The 20,148-nt window shown below is 40.7% G+C and carries 15 protein-coding genes and 1 tRNA gene; 4 read left to right on the top strand and 12 right to left on the bottom strand.

The window, feature by feature from the left end:
- Window positions 1–101 precede the first annotated feature (101 nt).
- The 5 genes from VSAL_RS15660 to VSAL_RS15635 form a co-directional block, all read right to left on the bottom strand.
- Window positions 102–2,858 carry a M16 family metallopeptidase gene (locus VSAL_RS15660; protein WP_012551380.1) on the bottom strand — a complete coding sequence of 919 codons (2,757 nt, stop codon included), beginning with the start codon at window positions 2,856–2,858 and terminating at the stop codon, window positions 102–104.
- A gap of 444 nt (window positions 2,859–3,302) precedes the next feature.
- Window positions 3,303–3,379 (bottom strand) — tRNA-Trp (locus VSAL_RS15650).
- Between the two features lie 118 nt (window positions 3,380–3,497).
- On the bottom strand, window positions 3,498–4,022 hold the full coding sequence (hemG, locus tag VSAL_RS15645; protein ID WP_012551378.1) for a menaquinone-dependent protoporphyrinogen IX dehydrogenase: 525 nt from the start codon (window positions 4,020–4,022) through the stop codon (window positions 3,498–3,500).
- Between the two features lie 27 nt (window positions 4,023–4,049).
- Entirely contained in the window at window positions 4,050–5,507 is a 1,458-nt protein-coding gene (locus tag VSAL_RS15640; RefSeq protein WP_012551377.1) for a TrkH family potassium uptake protein, read from the bottom strand.
- A 57-nt stretch (window positions 5,508–5,564) separates the two neighbouring features.
- Window positions 5,565–6,179 (bottom strand): YigZ family protein, encoded by a 615-nt coding sequence (locus VSAL_RS15635; RefSeq protein ID WP_012551376.1) that lies wholly within the window; start codon window positions 6,177–6,179, stop codon window positions 5,565–5,567.
- Between the two features lie 242 nt (window positions 6,180–6,421).
- Between VSAL_RS15635 and fadB the strand changes: the two genes are divergently transcribed.
- From fadB to acuI, 3 genes are all read left to right on the top strand, one after another.
- Window positions 6,422–8,602, top strand: a complete 2,181-nt coding sequence (gene fadB / locus VSAL_RS15630) for a fatty acid oxidation complex subunit alpha FadB (RefSeq protein ID WP_012551375.1) — start codon at window positions 6,422–6,424, stop codon at window positions 8,600–8,602.
- 13 nt (window positions 8,603–8,615) lie between these two features.
- Window positions 8,616–9,779, top strand: coding sequence for an acetyl-CoA C-acyltransferase FadA (fadA, locus tag VSAL_RS15625; protein ID WP_012551374.1), 1,164 nt, complete (start codon window positions 8,616–8,618; stop codon window positions 9,777–9,779).
- A 774-nt stretch (window positions 9,780–10,553) separates the two neighbouring features.
- A complete protein-coding gene (gene acuI / locus VSAL_RS15615) occupies window positions 10,554–11,534 on the top strand; it encodes an acrylyl-CoA reductase (NADPH) (protein WP_012551373.1) in 981 nt (326 codons plus the stop codon).
- Between the two features lie 122 nt (window positions 11,535–11,656).
- Here the strand turns inward: acuI and VSAL_RS15610 are convergent, their stop codons facing one another.
- The 3 genes from VSAL_RS15610 to VSAL_RS15600 all read right to left on the bottom strand — a co-directional run bounded on the left by VSAL_RS15610 (window position 11,657) and on the right by VSAL_RS15600 (window position 14,404).
- Entirely contained in the window at window positions 11,657–12,598 is a 942-nt protein-coding gene (locus VSAL_RS15610; RefSeq protein ID WP_012551372.1) for a LysR family transcriptional regulator, read from the bottom strand.
- A 160-nt stretch (window positions 12,599–12,758) separates the two neighbouring features.
- On the bottom strand, window positions 12,759–12,950 hold the full coding sequence (locus tag VSAL_RS15605) for a hypothetical protein (protein WP_012551371.1): 192 nt from the start codon (window positions 12,948–12,950) through the stop codon (window positions 12,759–12,761).
- A gap of 260 nt (window positions 12,951–13,210) precedes the next feature.
- Window positions 13,211–14,404: an IS91-like element ISVsa9 family transposase gene (locus tag VSAL_RS15600; protein WP_012548931.1), complete on the bottom strand. Its 1,194-nt coding sequence runs from the start codon at window positions 14,402–14,404 to the stop codon at window positions 13,211–13,213.
- A 161-nt stretch (window positions 14,405–14,565) separates the two neighbouring features.
- On the opposite strand from VSAL_RS15600, the gene tusA reads away from it, so the two are divergent.
- Window positions 14,566–14,817, top strand: coding sequence for a sulfurtransferase TusA (gene tusA / locus VSAL_RS15595; protein WP_012551370.1), 252 nt, complete (start codon window positions 14,566–14,568; stop codon window positions 14,815–14,817).
- A gap of 32 nt (window positions 14,818–14,849) precedes the next feature.
- Here tusA and VSAL_RS15590 read toward each other — a convergent pair whose 3' ends face one another.
- The 4 genes from VSAL_RS15590 to glyQ all read right to left on the bottom strand — a co-directional run bounded on the left by VSAL_RS15590 (window position 14,850) and on the right by glyQ (window position 20,059).
- Window positions 14,850–15,110: a hypothetical protein gene (locus VSAL_RS15590; RefSeq protein ID WP_012551369.1), complete on the bottom strand. Its 261-nt coding sequence runs from the start codon at window positions 15,108–15,110 to the stop codon at window positions 14,850–14,852.
- 138 nt (window positions 15,111–15,248) lie between these two features.
- A complete protein-coding gene (locus VSAL_RS15585) occupies window positions 15,249–16,913 on the bottom strand; it encodes an alpha-amylase (RefSeq protein WP_012551368.1) in 1,665 nt (554 codons plus the stop codon).
- Between the two features lie 144 nt (window positions 16,914–17,057).
- The gene (gene glyS / locus VSAL_RS15580) at window positions 17,058–19,124 is read right to left on the bottom strand and encodes a glycine--tRNA ligase subunit beta (RefSeq protein WP_012551367.1); all 2,067 of its coding nucleotides are present in this window, start codon (window positions 19,122–19,124) and stop codon (window positions 17,058–17,060) included.
- A 2-nt stretch (window positions 19,125–19,126) separates the two neighbouring features.
- Window positions 19,127–20,059 (bottom strand): glycine--tRNA ligase subunit alpha, encoded by a 933-nt coding sequence (glyQ, locus tag VSAL_RS15575; protein WP_012551366.1) that lies wholly within the window; start codon window positions 20,057–20,059, stop codon window positions 19,127–19,129.
- Window positions 20,060–20,148 lie beyond the last annotated feature (89 nt).

Genomic DNA, 20,148 nt, shown 5'->3' with positions numbered 1-20,148 from the left:
TTTATAAAACCTTAGAGATTAATTAAGCAGCGAATTGTACTGCTTACCCTCTAAAAAACAAGATCTAGATCACACTTTTATTTCAGTAATAAAATAGGACATTATCGAATCGTTGGCGTTGCTAAGTATGTAGACTTACGAACACCTTCCCCAAATGTACTCTGGATTAACGCCGTCATCTCTTGCGAATTTATGGAATCAGCCATCTTTTGAATATTCAATAACGCATCAATTCCATAGCCATGTATTGTGTACCTCGTAAATAACCAGGCTTGTTGTGATGAGTTATTTTTCATTGGAGACAAATCAACCACTAACTGTTTTGCAGCAGAACGGGTTTCTTCCTCAGACACTCCTTTTAATAAATCAGTAATCACTTTATCTATCGCTGATTCAATAAGCTCCGCATTTTTTGGAGCAACTTGAGCGCCAACAATCCAATTACTTCGTAATTCACCATCAGAGTTTATGATTTCTGTATAAGGAGCATAATCTAAGCTCAGCTCTTCACGTACATAAGACATCAAACGTTTAGAGACAATGCGCTGCAGCATATCTTCCATAAACAAGGATTTTGCAGATTGCTTCTCATCAGCCTTATTCGCAATAAAATGAGCGATATAGTGACTGTTGTTCTCGGTATTAACTGCCATTGTAAAACTAAGCTTAAATGGTTCTTTGTAACCAGCGGCATAATCAACAGGTTCAGAATTAACGAATTGAATACTAGCAACATACTGACGCAATAACGGTTTTAACTCTGTTGGTTTAAGATCAGCAACAATCACTAATTGATAATTTCTATTCTGTTGGAATAATAATTGATGAACTTGTTTTATTTGCTCATCAGTTACGTCAACCACTCCATCGCCTTCCAGTAATCGATGACTGCTCGTTACTACATACGTATTGTGGTTAATGGCTTGAGTAAATTTACCCAGTGGTGTTTCTAGGTAGGCAGTGCGGTTTTGATTAAACTCCTGTTTTACCGCTTTAAGCTGCTCTCCATCAACTTTAATCTCAGACATCAATGCTGATAAAACAGCAAAACTTTCGGCAACCCCTTCTCTATTAGTTAAGACTTCAAGACCATGATGAGTAAAGTTAATATATGGATAAAGCTCAATATCATTACGTCTTAGATGTGCATCTAACTGAGACCCGGTAAGGTCGCCCAATCCACTGCGACTAACAACAGGAATCGCAATGTTTGCTGCGGGAAGTAAATTTGGAGTCAACGCGGCCATCCCACCTTTACTCGCTAACGAAATACTGATGTCATTCCCAGAGTTTACATCTCTTAAATACAGAACATTAATTCCATTATCTAACGTCCAACTTGTTACGTTTCTTTCGCTCGATATCAACGTTTCTGAAATAATACTTCCAGACATAACAGGAATAGGGAAAGCGGAGGTAATATTATTAAGCAAAGGTTTATTACCCTGCTTGTTATACAGAGACCTTAACTCAGGGATCGCTAGTTTAGTGGCATCAATACTTTCACTCGCATCTAAATTAATACCAAATTGGTAAGAACTTGATAGCAAATCATGCATATGTTGATTAATCGCCGTAAGGTCTACCGTAGAAATAAAGGCTTCCAAGCTTTCTTTATAATCTAAGATAGACTGACTTGGTTGTTGGTTAACGATATTCATTGATTTGTTTTCTGCATGATCAACAGCGTTTAAATCGTCTCGATTTTTACCAATATTATCTAATTCATATTGATAATATTTTACGATGTCCTCTAACTCATTAGCCGTTGCACCATAATCACGTAAAGAAGCCAACACCTCTAAAAATTGCGTTTCGCTTTGCTCTCTATAACGTGTCGGGAATGATACTGAAGAAATGGAGTAACGACGGTCTGAAACAAAGTATTCTGTCGAATAAATCCATTGAGCGGGCATTGCTGCATCTAAAAATGCAGCATTCATTCTTTGTTCAATTAATTCTTGAGAAATATAATCTAACCAAAGCTGGTGTTGTTTTTCTCTACTTTGAACATTCGCGTTTCCACGATCAATAATCATATTGATGCTTGGCGCTTCACCACCCGTAATATAGCCAATAAAATCAGATGTATTTAATACCTCCTTTTCCATTGTTGTTGCCGCAGTTGTGCCTTTTTCCCAAGAAGTGAAGTGTTTTTTAACGAGTTCAGTCGCTTGCGCTAAAGTAACGTCCCCCGTGATAACGATCTCAGCCAATTGTGGTTGATACCATTTCTTATAAAACTCGCTTAATGTTTCTGAAGACGCGGACACGACCGATTCTTTATCACCAAGAGGATCATAAGCATCATATGAGTTGTTGGTCATGTGCTCATAAAATTGTGTCGATGTATCCTTCTCTTCAAACCGAGAATATCTAAACTCACCAAGAATAACGTCTTTCTCTTTCTCTACCTCTTTAGAAGAAAGCTCGATACCATCCCCAATATCTCGCATCCATGTAAGGGCGTTATTTAATTCACTATTATTTGGAAGATCTAACTTATAAACGGTTTCTTCATAAGAAGTATAAGCATTAATATCAGCGCCAAAGCTGAGTCCTGCATTTTCAAATAAAGAAATGACGTCATTTTGAGAAAAGTGCTCACTTCCATTAAACGCCATATGCTCAACAAAATGTGCATATCCTTTTTGATCTTGTGTTTCTTGAAATGAACCAGAATGAATAATCAATCTTACTGAGACCTCTTTTTCAGTATCTGGATAGATATGATAACGAAGTCCATTATCAAGTTGTTCGCTGACCCAATTAGGATCTGTTTTTATTGGTGTAACGGGGTGAGTTGCGCAGCCTGTAACGAATAAAGAAAAAGCTATTGGTAACCAATAAGTTCTCATAATACATCCTAGTTATTATATTTATATTTTATAAGGCGCTGATCTAAATATAAAGTATCTATAAATGCAAGGAATTAACGTAAATGATTGCTATTCTCAATGGTTTTTTTGTTACTTGCGAAATCCGCCACTCTTTTCTCAAATCCCAAACAGCAAAAAGGCTTGTATCTTTCGATACAAGCCTTCTCTAAATATGGCAGAGATGAAAAGATTCAACCCCCAACACGCGCGTTCTTATGGTGGGGGAATCCGCGGCTCTTTTCTCAAATCCCAAACAGCAAAAAGGCTTGTATCTTTCGATATAAGCCTTCTCTAAATATGGCAGAGATGAAAAGATTCAACCCCCAACACGCACGTTCTTATGGTGGGGGAATCCGCGGCTCTTTTCTCAAATCCCAAACAGCAAAAAGGCTTGTATCTTTCGATACAAGCCTTCTCTAAATATGGCAGGGGTGGAGAGATTCGAACTCCCAACACGCGGATTTGGAATCCGCTGCTCTGCCAGTTGGAGCTACACCCCTGTTATGCGTGCTATTGTAATGACTTAAACAATAAAATCTACCATTTCTGCGCTAAAAATATGAATCTAAATGAAAAACTCTACTTCTATCGCACTATTCCATCCCAAACGAACAGAAATTAGCCTTGTTTAACTTTCTCTACAAATTGATCCACTCGTTGCCAGTTCGTATATTCCACTTCTTTCGTTGGGTCAGTCTCTCCCCCCGTCATTCTCATGATTAATTGAATCATAAATCGATCAAAGAAGTTATAGCGCGGATAAAATAAAGCGCCAGCAAACGTGTCTTGCAAACAAGGGACCCAAGGAGATCTCATTAAAAACTTTTTAAAATACGCACTGGTTTCTGGCGTATCTTTCCCCTCTTTACGAGCCGTCAGATTTACAATGAAAAATGACGCTTTGGCTTGTTCTAATGAAATTTGGTGCTGTTCGATAAACTGATACAGCTTCTTATTTAAATGCCCATAACGAACAGATGCACCAATAACAACGCGGTCATAATCTGAAAATGCAACGCTCAATGGTTGATGCACATCCATTAAGTCACATTGACTATCTGAACCTAACTTCGTTGCTATGTAATTCAAAATTTTAATCGTTTGACCTTCACGGCTCGAATGAAGAAGTAATACTTTTTCCACAATAACCTCTTTTATTAATCTTGAGTGTTAACTACGCCAAAACGTCGGCGTAAATAAAATAAGGAGTGTAAACACTTCCAAACGACCAAATAACATCGAGATGATTAAAATCCATTTCGCTGAATCATTTATATCACCAAAGTGTACAGCAACCTCACCTAAACCAGGCCCTAAATTGTTTAATGTTGCCGCCACCGCTGAGAATGCGGTCAATTCATCAATGCCTGTCGCAATCAATGCCAACATACAAATGACGAACACTAATGTATAAGCAGAGAAAAATCCCCATACAGCATCAACCACTCGTTGTGGTAATGCCTTGCTGCCAATCTTAATCGTATAAATGGCTCTTGGGTGAATCAATCGTTTAAGCTCACGCATTCCTTGTAATGACAGTAACAAAATACGTATCACTTTCATTCCGCCGCCAGTAGACCCCGCACAACCACCAATAAATGAAGAAAACAGCAACAACACAGGTAAAAATAATGGCCACTCAGCAAAACTGGTGGTTGTAAAACCCGCCGTTGTTGAGATAGAAACGGTTTGAAATAACGCCTGATCAACCGCAGTACCAATCGAATCATAAGTACTGTGTTTTAATAACAACAAAAACGTAATTAAAAATAACAACACTTGAATGAAGATAAATGCTCTGAATTCTGGATCTTTCCAATAATACTTGGGATGCACACCACCAGACGCAAAAGCGGCAAAGTGTAGAGAGAAGTTACACGCTGAAATAAGTAAAAACACCACTGTAATGGCATTAATTACGGGGCTATTGAAATACCCCATACTGGCATCATGGGTAGAGAAACCACCAATAGCAATTGTTGAGAAACTATGAGTGATGGCGTCAAACCAATCCATCCCCGCCGCCCAAAATGCCAATGTACAAGCAATGGTTAATGTTAAGTAGATATACCAAAGCACCTTAGCCGTTTCAGCTATTCGCGGAGTCATCTTAGAATCTTTTACCGGCCCAGGGATTTCAGCACGATAAAGCTGCATCCCACCGATACCAAGAACAGGAAGAATCGCAACGGCGAGTACAATGATACCCATACCGCCAAACCACTGAAGCAGTTGTCGATAGAATAAAATCGCTTTTGGTAAGTGGTCTAATCCCGTAAGAACGGTAGCACCTGTTGTCGTCAAACCAGAAAAGGACTCAAAAAAGGCATTGGTTATCGAAATATCAGGTGAACCAGATAATAAAAACGGCAATGCACCCGCACTACCAATTACCATCCAAAATAAGACCACAATGAGAAACCCATCGCGAGATTTTAACTCTTGTTTATGCTGTCTATTGGGGAACCAAAGTAGCCCTCCACCGGCAAGTAACAAGAAAAAAGTAATAACAAAAGGCACACCAGCACCATCACGATAAATAAACGCGACAAGAGCGGGAGCTAACATGAAAAAACTGAACACCGCGAGTAAAATACCCACAATGCGGATTATTGATCGAAACTGCATGATTTATTAAACGCTTCGCGTCACTCACATCCTAATGGTTTATATGAATTGAATTTATTATTGTGTTGGAAATTCAATTTTGGCCCCGCTTTTATTAATCACCGCGGTTTTAAATTCGTTAATAACGCGTTTTTCTAATTCTAAGGTCATGACAACCCTATTACTATAGTCAGCGCTAATTTGTTGCCCTTCAAATTGATGTAGTAATGTTTCGACCAAGCTCACTAAGTTATAGTCACAATGTAAAACAACCGTCGCCGTAATTCGCTTTTCTTCTGTTTCAATCCGCTTTAATGCTTGTTGTACACCGCCGCCATACGCCCTTACTAACCCACCAGTACCAAGCTTGATACCACCTGAGTAACGCGTAACTACCGCGGTAATTTCACCAATACCACAACCACTTAATTGAGCCAGAATTGGTTTACCTGCAGTTCCTGAAGGTTCGCCATCATCACTAAATCCCCACTTCATTGAGTCTTCAGGTCGTCCAGCGACAAAGCCCCAGCAATGATGTCTTGCTCCGGTGTGTTTCGCTTTAATTTCGGCAACAAATTGTTTTGCTGCTTCAACAGAGGAAGTTCTCGCGAGGTAAGTAATAAATACGCTTTTTTTGATCTCTTCTTCAAACACCGCCATTGCTTTAGGTACTTGATATGGTTGATCACTCATAGACTACACTGATAGCAAAAATGGAACCTTAAAGTGTATCACTTCTGATGAAATTTATTCTTTTAAGCTGAGCTTTATTCTTTTCATCACAAAAACAAATTTGTGATCAACCAATACAAACGTAAATAAAATGTTAAATTTAGTTTGCCATCTGTTTAAATTAGCACCACTATTAACTGGTCAAACCAGGCTACTATAATAATGAATACTCAACTCTGGTTCTCATTTCATGGAGATAGAAAATGATTTATCAAGGTGAAAACCTCTCTGTAGATTACATCGAAAACGGCATTGCTCACTTAGTCTTTAATGCGGCTGGCAGTGTTAATAAACTCAATATTGCTACCCTACGCTCACTAGGTGAAGCCATTGATGTTCTCTATAAGCAAAAGGATTTACAAGCACTGTTACTTTCATCAGGTAAAAGTGCTTTCATTGTTGGTGCTGACATTACGGAGTTCTTAGGGTTGTTTGATACACCAGAAGAAGAACTCAGTGATTGGCTGCATCAAGCTAATGTGATTTTTAGCCGACTGGAAGATCTTCCTGTACCGACATTATCTGCAATTACTGGCTTTGCTCTGGGCGGTGGTTGTGAATGTGTACTTGCTACGGATTTTCGATTGGCGGATGACACCGCGTCGATTGGCCTACCAGAAACCCAACTAGGTATAATGCCTGGCTGGGGCGGTTCTGTTCGTTTACCTCGCTTAATTGGTGCCGATCCCGCAATGGAAGTCATCACAACAGGTAAACCAAAACGCGCTAAAGATGCATTAAAAATAGGAATGGTCGACGGTATTGTTTCACGTGAAACATTGATTGATGCCTCAGTATCTATGCTAAAACAAGCGATCGATGGTCAACTAAATTGGCAACAACGTCGTGAACAAAAGAAAGCCCCTATTCAGTTATCCCCTCTAGAAGCGGCTATGTCGTTCAATGTCGCCAAAGGCATGATAATGAAAATGGCTGGGAAACATTATCCTGCACCACTAACTGCCGTTAAATCTATCGAGCAAAGTGCAAACATGCATCGTGATGACGCTTTGGCGATTGAGAACAAACACTTCGTGGCTCTCACTCGTACTGACGTCGCGAAATCATTGGTTGGTATTTTCTTAAATGACCAATTAGTAAAAAGCAAAGCAAAGCAAGCCGTCAAAAACAGCGAGCCAGTTAAAAATGCCGCGGTACTCGGCGCAGGGATCATGGGCGGTGGTATAGCTTATCAATCGGCATCAAAAGGCGTGCCTGTCTTAATGAAAGACATTGCACAAGCGTCATTAGATTTAGGGATGAACGAAGCCTCGAAACTGCTTAATAAGCAATTAGAGCGCGGGCGATTATCTGGACTAAAAATGGCACAAGTACTTTCATCTATCACACCATCACTCAATTATGGTGGCATAGAGACAAAAGACGTTATCGTTGAAGCCGTCGTCGAAAACCCAACCATCAAAGCAGCGGTATTAGCTGAAGTAGAAAATGAAGTTAATGAACACGCCATCTTAGCGTCGAATACCTCAACTATTCCAATTTCACTGCTCGCTAAATCATTAAAACGTCCTGAAAACTTCTGTGGTATGCATTTCTTTAACCCTGTTCATAGAATGCCATTAGTGGAAGTTATTCGTGGCGAGAAAACCTCACAACAAACCATTGATCGCGTAGTGGCTTATGCTTCTCAAATGGGCAAAACACCCATCGTTGTGAATGATTGTCCAGGGTTCTTTGTGAACCGTGTTCTTTTTCCTTATTTTGCTGGCTTTAGTTTATTACTGCGTGATGGCGGGAATTACCAACAAATCGATAAAGTGATGGAAAAAGAATTTGGCTGGCCAATGGGCCCTGCTTATTTGCTAGATGTCGTGGGGATTGATACCGCCCATCATGCACAAGCGGTGATGGCGCAAGGTTTCCCTGAACGCATGGCGAAAAATGGCCGAGATGTTATCGATGCGATGTTTGAAGATGATCGCTATGGCCAAAAAAATGGAATTGGCTTCTATGCTTATGCCCTTGATAAAAAAGGCAAGCCGAAGAAAAACATTGATGAAAAAACCAATGCAATTATCGCAACAATAACCGATTCAACTCAACCTTACACCTCTGAGCAAATTAGCGCTCGTATGATGATCCCAATGATTAACGAAGTCATTCGTTGTTTAGATGAGGGTATTATCGCTTCTCCAGCAGAGGCTGACATGGCCTTAGTGTATGGGTTAGGTTTTCCTCCATTTAAAGGCGGCGTATTCCGCTACCTGGATTCTATCGGTCTAGACACGTATTTAGACATGGCCAAAGAGTTTGAGCAATTAAGTCCGGTTTACCAAGTGCCTGACAGCATCAAACAAAAAGCAGCGGCTGGAGAGTGTTATTACCCAGCCCCGAAATCATCTGTTTCATCACCATCGGTTTAAGGAAGAATTTATCATGAAAAATGTCGTTATTGTTGATTGCATTCGAACACCGATGGGACGCTCTAAAAATGGGGTATTTCGTCATACTCGTGCCGAAGATTTATCCGCGCACCTCATGAAAGGGTTATTAGAAAGAAACCCAAACGTTGACCCAAACCAAATTGAAGATATCTATTGGGGTTGTGTGCAGCAAACCTTAGAACAAGGCTTTAATATTGCTCGTAATGCATCGTTATTAGCAGGATTACCCAAATCCATTGCCGCAACAACAGTTAACCGCTTATGTGGTTCATCGATGCAGGCTCTACATGATGCCTCTCGTGCCATTATGGTTGGAGATGCCGACATCTGCATTATTGGTGGTGTCGAGCACATGGGTCACGTACCAATGAACCATGGTGTTGATTTCCACTCTGGCTTATCAAAAAACGTAGCTAAGGCTTCGGGTATGATGGGGTTAACGGCTGAAATGCTCGGTAAGATGCATGGTATCTCTCGTGAACAACAAGATGCCTTTGCTTTTGCTTCTCATCAAAAAGCACATAGAGCGACGATTGAAGGGCACTTCGATTCTGAGATTCTTCCGATGGAAGGTCACGATGAGAATGGGGCGCTAACGCTAGTGAAACACGATGAAGTCATTCGTCCAGAAACAACCCTTGAAGGTTTGGCTGCTCTGAGACCGGCTTTTGATCCCGCTAACGGTACCGTTACCGCAGGTAGTTCATCTGCATTATCGGATGGTGCTTCCGCCATGCTGATCATGAGCGAAGAAAAAGCAAATGAACTAGGATTAACCATTCGAGCGAAAATTCGTTCAATGGCGGTCTCTGGCTGCGATCCTGCCATTATGGGTTATGGACCTGTTCCTGCAACCAAAAAAGCATTAAAACGTGCCGGCCTATCCATTGATGATATTGACCTGTTTGAGCTGAACGAAGCTTTTGCCGCTCAATCACTGCCTTGCATTAAAGACTTAGGTTTATTTGATGTGATGGAAGAAAAGATAAACTTAAATGGAGGGGCAATTGCGTTAGGTCATCCATTGGGTTGCTCAGGTTCTCGTATTGCCACCACATTAATTAATAATATGGAGCGTACAGGTGCAAAACTGGGCGTAGCCACCATGTGTATTGGTTTAGGGCAAGGTATTGCAACGGTCTTTGAACGACCTTAGGAATAGATTGATACGCTAGAAACTAAAAAAGTCGCCTTCTGGGCGACTTTTTTCGAGTTGATACCTTATTCGGTATCGCTTGTTATCTTATTTTTTTAAGATAACTTTAGTATCACGCGCTTGGTGGAACCAAAAACGCTTTCTGCCTGTTGATTTAGACATGAGATATCCTTCTTAACTTTAGTATAAACATGCATCAATACGATGCGCTTGTTTAGCCTGAGAAGAGATATTTATCTTATGTAATTTATACATAGAGAAGTTGTACGTTCTTTACCTTTTCCATCTATTTACACTTTAAAAAGAGATTCTCTTTAAAAAATAAGTAGGTAGCCTAATAACGATATTAGGTATAAAGCCAACGCATTTCACAACTTCGATAGCACACGGTCATATTACATTATAAATAGATCCAGTTAGGCTTATTCGCTGCTAACGATCTGCTGAAATGTTCAATTATTAATAATTGGAAAAGTGAAATGAAACACGGAGATAATAGCTTTTTCGAAGATATTTTTCTGAGGGTTTGACTTGTACTTATTGCTTGTATTAATAACTCTATACATCAGAGCAAGGGTGCAAAATAACACGATCCAATAAAAAGTAAAGATCTTATTTGCTCTTTTCGAATTTTTTTTCATACAATGATCTATGCATAAAATGCATAGTCACCATGTTTAAGTATCATTTTTTTTCCTAAAAACACTCACCTATACTTAATCCATCAATCAAATGCAGAGTTTGATTCTCTATTTAATATCATTGGAGTTCGTTATGTTTAAAGCACTCATTTTGAATCAAGAAGAAAAAAACACTATTGCCGCAGTTACTGAAATCGATGAATCTCAACTGCCAGAAGGCAATGTGAAAATTGATGTTAGCTACTCTTCTCTTAACTATAAAGACGGTTTAGCGATTACAGGTAAAGGGCGTATTGTTCGTAACTTCCCGATGATCCCTGGTGTTGACTTAGCCGGTGTCGTTTCTCACTCTGATGATGCTCGCTACAAAGCAGGCGATGAAGTCGTTCTTACTGGTTGGGGGGTTGGCGAAGGTCACTGGGGCGGCATGGCTGAAAAAGCAAGCCTAAACGGTGATTGGTTAGTTCCTATGCCAAAAGGCCTAGACGCTAAAAAAGTCATGGCGATTGGTACTGCCGGCTTTACTGCAATGCTATGTGTACAAGCGATTGTTGATGCAGGCATTAACCCAGAAGACGGTGAAATTTTAGTGACAGGATCAAGCGGCGGTGTGGGTAGCCTGTCTATCACATTGTTAAACCAACTTGGTTATAAAGTAGCGGCAGTAACAGGCCGAGCTTCTGAAAATGGCGAGCTACTTAAATCACTAGGAGCAACTCGTATTGTTGAACGTAGTGAATTAGAAGAACCAGCAAAACCACTAGAAAAACAACTGTGGGCTGGCGCGATTGATACCGTTGGCAGTAAAGTACTTGCTAAAGTATTAGCTCAGATAAATTACAACGGTGCCGTAGCGGCGTGTGGCCTTGCGGGTGGATTCGATCTACCAACAACAGTCATGCCATTCATCCTACGTAACGTTCGTTTACAAGGTATCGATTCGGTTATGTGCCCTCGCGAAAAACGCATTAAAGCATGGGAACAACTATCTACGCTTCTTCCTGAGTCATTTTATGCTCAAGCAACAAAAGAAGTATCATTAGATGGTGCTATCCAAGCTGCTGAAGACATTACGAACGGTCAAATTACAGGTCGTGTCGTTATCAAAATCTAGGTTTATAATTAGATAAAAAATTTAACGCTGAGCCCTACCTAGCTTGGTGTTAATGTGAAAACATCAGTAAATTAAAGGCAGCTTAATCGCTGCCTTTTTATGCTTAGTCTCTGCAACACCAATCAAACAAAGCCAATATCTTCAATGCGTTTTTCAATTAACTTCCCACACTCTTCTTTTACAACTCTACGTAACCAACTTTGCGCGGGCGATGTATCACAACGAGAATGCCAAATTAATGAATAATCAAACGGTGTAAATTCAAAAGGTAATGGTTTAATCACTAAGTCATAACGTTCAGCAACTAAATAAGCTAAATCGGCTGGAACCGTAATAATTAATGGCATCCGGTCGACAATCGCTAAAGCCGCTTCTAAATGATAAGCCCTTAATACTTGTTTGCGATCTCGTTGGCCAATCAACGCGGTATCTAACAATGCTTTTACACCATCACTGATCGCAATCATCGCATGTGGATACGATAAATAATCGTCCAATGTCAGTAATGCATGAGACAACGGATGATGCTTTGATAAAAGACATAACACTCCAACCTGCCCTAATACTTCTTGTTTTAATGGAGATACGGACCCGATAGGACGACAAATTGCCATGTCGACTTTCTCTGTACTCAATTGTTTAAACAAGTTTTCATGATTAAGAGACGTAAACTCTAAAGATATATTTGGGGCTTGTTCGTAAATCTTAGGTAATGCATAAGGTAGAATTGTCTGCATTGCATAATCGGTCGTTGCGATCAAAAAATGTTGATCACAATGCATAGGGGTAAAATCGCTGGGCGTAAGCAACTGACGTAACGACTCTAAAGGTTGGTTTATTTGCGCACAAATTTCTAATGCTTTTTCTGTTGGAACCAGATGCTGCCCTTGTCGAGTAAATAAAGGATCGCCCAGTAAATCACGCAGCCGACCCAGCACCCGACTCATCGCTGATTGACTTAAATTCAGGCGAATCGCCGCTTGGCTAACGCTGTTTTCTTCTAACAGAACTTTTAACGCAACCAATAAATTTAAATCACGACGATAAACTTCTTCTAATTCCATAACCTAACCCATCAATAGAGAACGCCTTTATGGCATTACCGACATTTTAACGGTTTTATAGATAAAAAAAATCCCGCTTTTCACCTACCTCTTATTTAATATCAAGAATACGTGATAATACGGGAAACTGGAGTCGATATATTTCAGTTACATTCTGAGGTTAATGATCTTTATCTTCAATAGCCTCTGATTCACTCCATGTTTTTAGTTCAATCGTTAACGCTATCATAACCGAAGCTAAACTAATTAATGGAAAGAGGCTCATGGTGTTAGGTGTGCTGAAAACCAATGAACAGATAGTGACAAAACACAGCACGCAGTAAATAGTAAGGCGATCTATTTGAGTAAGCATAATGGCGATCCTTCTTTTATTACTTTTCTACAGGAGATTTTATAAACCATAGAAACAACAACTTAACTGTTCCATGTTAATTTATTGTTACTTTAAGGTAAGGAATTTGAATGTTGCTGAGTTAGCATTGGCCCGTCTAAAAAAGCCAATTTCACCATCGCTGTTTTTTTAAAAGGTATCGAAAATATAATTATCGGGGATTTTATAACTGTTTTAGCCCTATTTCATGAGTTTTAGATACACTTATCCTACAAACCTTATTATGCTGCCCTCAATTCTGACTGAACTATCGCATGGGTGACTAAATCATTGACCGAATTTCCGACTCGGAAATTCGTAAACACCAGACGACTTTCACATAAAATACATTCGTACGGATCTACTTTTACATATCCTTTTAACATTGCGGCATACCCTGGCATTTTCGGCTCAGCTTCTATTGTCATACCTAAAGCTGCATAAACTCTAGGCAGAGCTTCTCCACGACGACGCATTGATAAAAAACCGTAGTATCGGATCATCTTGAAATGTTTATCAGGATAGTGCTCTACTATCCGTCTTATCATCTCTTCTGGTGATAATGTTAGGCTGTCTGTTGTTCCTGTTCGATGGTCTAAATAATTAAACGTTATCATTCCGCCTTTGGCGTAATGACTTAAACGTGACGCTGAAATCGGGGGCCGTTTTAAATACCGACCAAGATAGTTCATCGTCGGTTTTACATTATTTGTCTTTTTAGCAAAATGAAGCTTCCAACGACGATTATATTGACTGCTTAAAAAGCGTGACCAATCCGTTTTATTACGGATATAGGGGCATTCTTCGCTTGATAAATCAAGCTCATCATAAGCCTTACCCAATAAACTGACGATAGCCGCTCTCCAACAAGGCTCTGTCGTTTTCATTTGGAAGTAAATGGGTTTCCATAAACCGGTACGTTCACAAATTCCCCCACGAGTGACCGATAAATGTAAGTGCGTATTCCAATTCAGTTTTCGACCGTAAGTATGAAGAGCACAAAAGATACCGACATCTATTCCTTTATCTTTTGCCCATCCCAGCAGAATGTTTGCAGCACATTTGAATAATTTATTTAACAGCCAACGGTTATGACGAAAGATAGGCCATAGCGTGTTTGGAAGGGTAAAGGTGATGTGTTGATATTCGCATTCAGGGAAGACATGTTGTTGCTTTTGTATCCATCGCTCTGTGGCTTTCATGCCACAGCTACTGCACGCTCGAGATTTACAGGTTTGGTGAATATATTTGATATGGGTACAGTCAGGGTTGCAACAATGATATTCGCGAGAGCCAAAAGCCGCTGTCCCACAGGACAGCATCTTTGTGACATTTTCAATCACGACCGCTCTTAGGTTAGCTTTGTTATTATGAAGAAATTTAAGCCAGTTATTTTGACTATTAAATAATTGTTTCAGGGGTTTATATGCGTGCATGGCGATAGGATAAACGATTTATTGGCAACAATGGAAGAGGTTGAGTCCTTTTGATTTGCGCCGTAGGCGCCTATTGTTCTCAGTTCTTTGCCAACGCGTATTGATTATTTTTTTTACAGCAGTATGATCTGGCTCGCCTTTAACTGTAAAGAGATATAAACATGACCATCAATTTTGATAATGCGACACTCATACTAGAAGCTGAAGGATTACGCTGTCCTGAACCTGTCATGATGGTTAGGAAAACGATTCGACAGATGGCCGATGGCGATACATTGCTGATTAAAGCCGATGACCCATCCACCACCCGAGATATTCCAAGCTTTTGTCGCTTTATGGATCACGAACTCATTGCAGAAGACACTGAAACACTCCCTTTTCGATTTCTTATCCGTAAAGGGCTTTCTGCGTAAAACAAAAAAGGCAGCCACGAGGCTGCCTTTTCTTAATCTGTTCGAGAATTAATGTCTCTTATTTCTCTTTGAAGTATGTCCATCTGATGTTGCAGATCACGCATTTCTGTTTTCATCGGTAATATATAACGAACTCGAACCCAAGCTTCAACGGATAGCCCCAAAGTAACAAGAGCACCTACAACCATAGGTAACCACATCTCGGTTAGCACCATAGCCAATAAATTCAAAGCAAATGCGGTCGAAAATAAGTAACACTGGCTTTGAGGAGAAATAGCTAAAAAACGTGTCATGATATGCTCCTTTCCTTAAGAAACGTCTACCAATACAACAAATCCTAACCGTAGATTACCACCTTATTTACTTAACCAACGTGGCGATTATCACACTCTACTCCGGTATTTTGTAAAACTTTAATGACAGTAAAAAAACTACTTTTTCTCACCGGTATACACCACCATGACACTGTCTGATTCATTCTTTCGAATAAACGCATAGTAAGGCTCACGCTTGATCACTTGATGCTCACCATTCGCAATTGATGAGTGATTATTTCTAAATTCGATGAGCTTTTTCCAATGAGACTGCAACGACCAACGTTGATCTTTTATCTCATTCCAATTCATCTTACTGTATATCCCTCCCATTTTGGCCGTTTCATCCCCATACCAAATAGAAACCGCATTAGGAGAAAGTAGTAACGCCGTTGCTGCATCACGGTAATCCGCGTAATTATCTGCGTTTACACTGCCCACTGAAGAATCAGATAACGATTTACCATCAAACCAAGTCAATCGAGTCATACTTGGTTTTTCAGCTTGGCTTTGAGTTACGTACTCAGCATTAAGCTTAGTGAGACAGTGCGGTTCATCATTGCTTTTTAAAGACAGCATTTGATCGCTAAAGTAATTCTGTTGCTGTAAATCAATCACACGAAAAGACGCATTTTCTAACGCTTTGTACGCGTTGTCTTTGTTCCACAGGGTAAAAGCGTCTTTCCCTTCTTGCTCGATCTTCTGAGTTAACTCTGGTGTTGAATTAGAAACAACAAAACCATCAATCCCAAACTCTGACACCCATGCACTCATCCATCCAGCTAGGTACTCATTTTTTGTCTTTTCACTGCTTTTTACTTTAGTTGACGGCTTATTCGCAAAAAACGCAGGCAACGTGATCGCGTTTTCATTATTTTCTTCCATCCATGCTTCTGACCACCAATCCGGTATCTCACCATTCTTATTTTTAAAAGCATCTAAATAATGTGTTAAGTTTTGACCTTCTTGTGGTTGCCATTCACTCCAATAGCTTGGTAACGCATCCGGATTATTCGGCTGAATTGAAAATTGCTGTAAATCCGATAAGGTTGGTGTTGGCGGTGCCGTATCCACACTCCACATCACTCGCATACCCAATTGGTGCGCTAGGTCGACAAACGTTCGCATTTCTTGCTCACTGCCCATGTTGGTATCCAGTTGCGTCCAATCGAGAGTCGCACCACCGGCATAAGGGTATTCAGGAGAATTGCCGCTCTTATTGGGTAACCACCCATGCACTTGCTCTAGAGGAGTGGAGATCCATACGACATCAACGCCTAATTCGGCTAAGTAATCGAGTTTTTTTGTTAAGCCAACAATATCTCCGCCCTGAAAACCCTCTTTTGTGCTTTGGCGTCCATAACTGTGATCATTCCAACTGTTCCCATTAAAGAATCTATCCGTTGCGATGTGGTAGAACGTCGCACCATCCCAAGAGAAGCGCGCTTTTTCTTCTTCTGATTCCAACAATAATACCCCACCACTGTGGCGACTTGGTGTTAGCGTTATCTCTCCATTAACCACCTGAGCAATATTCCCAGTATAAGCATCGGTGATCACATCACCATTTGCCCATAAATCAGACACAGAAACAGTCACTGGTTGAATGCCTAATACAGGACAAATAGCGGTGTTATTGTTTGAGCTTGTGGTTGATTCAATTTGATTTGATGAATCAGCTGTTGATATTGAATCAGAACTATCTGTCGAGGTTAATGACGTACTTTGACATCCTACCAATAGCGAAAGGGAGATAAACGTTGCACAAACAGATAATTTCATCGAAATCAGCAGCCTAAATAAAAGAGAAGAGTGCCAATTGTAGTCACTGTTATCGATATAATTAACCTCTAATTTTCGAAAACACGATATTTAGACAAAAAAATACCCCGCCATAGCGAGGTATTTCATCAGATATATGAATTTCTATTTTTGAAGAAGAGAAATATCAGCAATATCTAAGAATAAGTTACGTAGCTTATTCAGCAAAGTTAGACGATTCAGCTTAAGCGCCTCATCGTCAGCCATTACCATTACACCATCAAAGAACGCATCGACAGGCTCACGTAGCTCAGCTAGGCGGCTTAATGCTTCTTGATAATTACCAGCAATAAATACTGGCTCTAGTGCTTCTGCTAGAATTTCAACTTTCTCAGCCAATACTTTCTCAGCGTCTTCTTGAAGAAGAGCTAGATCGATTTCTTGAGCCAGTTCGCCATCGAATTTCGCCAGGATATTACCTACGCGCTTATTCGCTGCCGCTAGAGACTCAGCCGCGTCTAATTCACGGAAGTGAGATACCGCTTTCACACGTTGATCAAAATCAGCAGGCTTGGTTGGACGACGAGCAAGTACCGCTTGGATGATATCTACGCTGAAACCTTCATCTTGATACCATGCACGGAAACGGCCTAACATGAAATCAATCACATCAGTGTCTACGTTTGCATTCGTTAATTTATCGCCAAACAAAGATTGTGCTTTAGCAACAAGGTCAACTAAATCTAAGTTGTACCCTTTTTCAACGATGATACGTAAGATACCTAACGCAGCACGACGAAGTGCAAATGGATCAGACCCCTTAGGAGCTTGACCAATGCCGAAGATACCCACTAGCGTATCTAGCTTATCTGCCATTGCTACTGATGCAGAAACATCGGTACTTGGTAAGTCATCACCCGCGAAACGAGGCATGTATTGCTCGTAAAGCGCTAATGCGACTTGTGCATCTTCACCATCATGAGTTGCGTAGTGCATACCCATAACACCTTGAGTATCTGTAAATTCAAATACCATTGAGGTCATTAAGTCACACTTAGCTAAAAGACCTGCACGTTGCGATTTCTCAACGTCCGCACCAATTTGCTCAGCGATGTAGCCAGCAAGTTCAGTAATACGGTCTGTTTTGTCTTTGATTGTGCCCAATTGCTTCTGGAATATTGCTTGTTCTAGTTCTGGCAGACGATCGATAAGCGGGCGCTTACGGTCTGTATTGAAGAAGAATTCAGCATCAGCAAGACGTGGGCGAACCACTTTCTCATTACCTTCGATAATATGACGAGGTTCTTTAGATTCGATGTTAGTAACAAAGATGAAGTTAGGAAGTAGGTTCTTCTCTTGGTCGTACACAGGGAAGTACTTTTGATCGCCCTTCATTGTGTAAACCAACGCTTCAGAAGGAACATTCAAGAACTCTTGCTCAAACTTAGCGGTCAATACCACTGGCCATTCAACAAGAGACGTAACTTCTTCAACTAATTCGTCTTCTAGATCCGCAATACCGCCAACCGCTTCTGCTGCTTTTTTAGCACCAGCAAGGATGATGGCTTTACGCGCATCGTAGTCAGCCATTACTTTACCGCGTTCTTCTAAGATCGCAGGGTATTGGTCAGCAGAATCAATCGTAAACTCGCTTTCACCCATGAAACGGTGGCCACGGATAGTACGAGTAGAAGCAACACCTAAGATAGTGCCTTCAATCAGTTCGTCACCCAATAGGATTGTCAGTGTTTTCACTGGACGAATAAATTGAATGTCTGAGTTACCCCAACGCATTGCTTTAGGAATTGGTAAACCAGCCAGGGCTTTTGCTGCTAATTCAACAACAAGTCCTTTAACCGGTTGGCCTTTTACTTCTTCTTTATGAAGTAGCCATTCGCCTTTGTCTGTTTTTAGACGCTCAGCCTGCTCAACCGTAATACCGTTACCACGAGCCCAGCCTTGAGCTGCTTTAGTTGGATTACCGTCAGCATCAAATGCAGAAGCGATTGCAGGACCACGCTTTTCAACGATTTTGTCTGCTTGGCCTTCATCTAATTCAGCGATTTTAAGCGCTAAACGACGAGGCGTTGCATACCACTTAATGCCTTGATGAGCTAAACCAGCCGCTTTAAGGCCGGCTTCAAAATTTGCAGCAAACGCTTCAGCTAATGAACGAAGTGCTTTCGGTGGAAGCTCTTCTGTACCTAATTCGATTAGAAAATTCTTCGCCATGATTACTTCTCCTCTGTCGCTGTTGGTTTAGTAGAGCGACACATTGGGAAGCCTAGCGCTTCACGTGATGCGTAATAGGCTTCTGCCACCGATTTAGTTAGGTTGCGAATACGAAGAATGTAACGCTGACGCTCTGTTACAGAGATCGCTTTACGAGCATCTAGCAAGTTAAATGCATGACCGGCTTTTAGAATGCGCTCGTACGCTGGAAGAGGTAGCGGCTTTTCAAGTTCAAGCAATTCTTTACACTCTTTCTCGCACTGATCGAAGAATCCAAATAGGAAATCAACATCGGCGTGTTCAAAGTTGTAAGTCGATTGCTCTACTTCATTTTGGTGGAAAATATCACCATAAGTAACCACACCTTGAGGGCCATAGTTCCAAACAAGATCGTAAACCGAGCCTACTTCTTGAATATACATAGCAAGACGTTCGATACCGTAAGTGATTTCACCAGTTACTGGTTTACACTCAAGACCGCCAACTTGTTGGAAGTAAGTAAATTGCGTTACTTCCATGCCGTTTAGCCAGATTTCCCAGCCTAAACCCCAAGCACCCAATGTTGGGTTTTCCCAGTTGTCTTCTACGAAACGAATATCATGAACAAGAGGATCGATACCAAGCACTTCTAAAGAACCTAAGTACAGTTCTTGAATATTATCTGGAGAAGGCTTTAACGCTACCTGAAATTGATAGTAGTGCTGCAGACGGTTAGGGTTTTCACCATAACGGCCATCCGTAGGACGACGAGATGGTTGAACATAAGCGGTAGCCATTGGCTCTGGGCCAAGCGCTCGCAGACATGTCATTGGGTGAGATGTACCTGCGCCCACTTCCATATCTAATGGCTGTACAATCGTACAACCCTGTTGTGCCCAATAATCCTGCAGCGCGAGGATCATTCCCTGGAAGGTTTTGATATCGTATTTTTGCATAATTTAATTCGCGCGATCGTTGATAAATATAACCAAGAAGTATACCTCGCAGACCTCTTTGGGAGTAGTGAAAATAGACACTTTGTGTA

The sequence above is a fragment of the Aliivibrio salmonicida LFI1238 genome (assembly GCF_000196495.1).
Taxonomy (GTDB): domain Bacteria; phylum Pseudomonadota; class Gammaproteobacteria; order Enterobacterales; family Vibrionaceae; genus Aliivibrio; species Aliivibrio salmonicida.
Note: the sequence above shows the minus strand (reverse complement) of the source record. Positions and strands in the feature narration are given on the sequence as shown.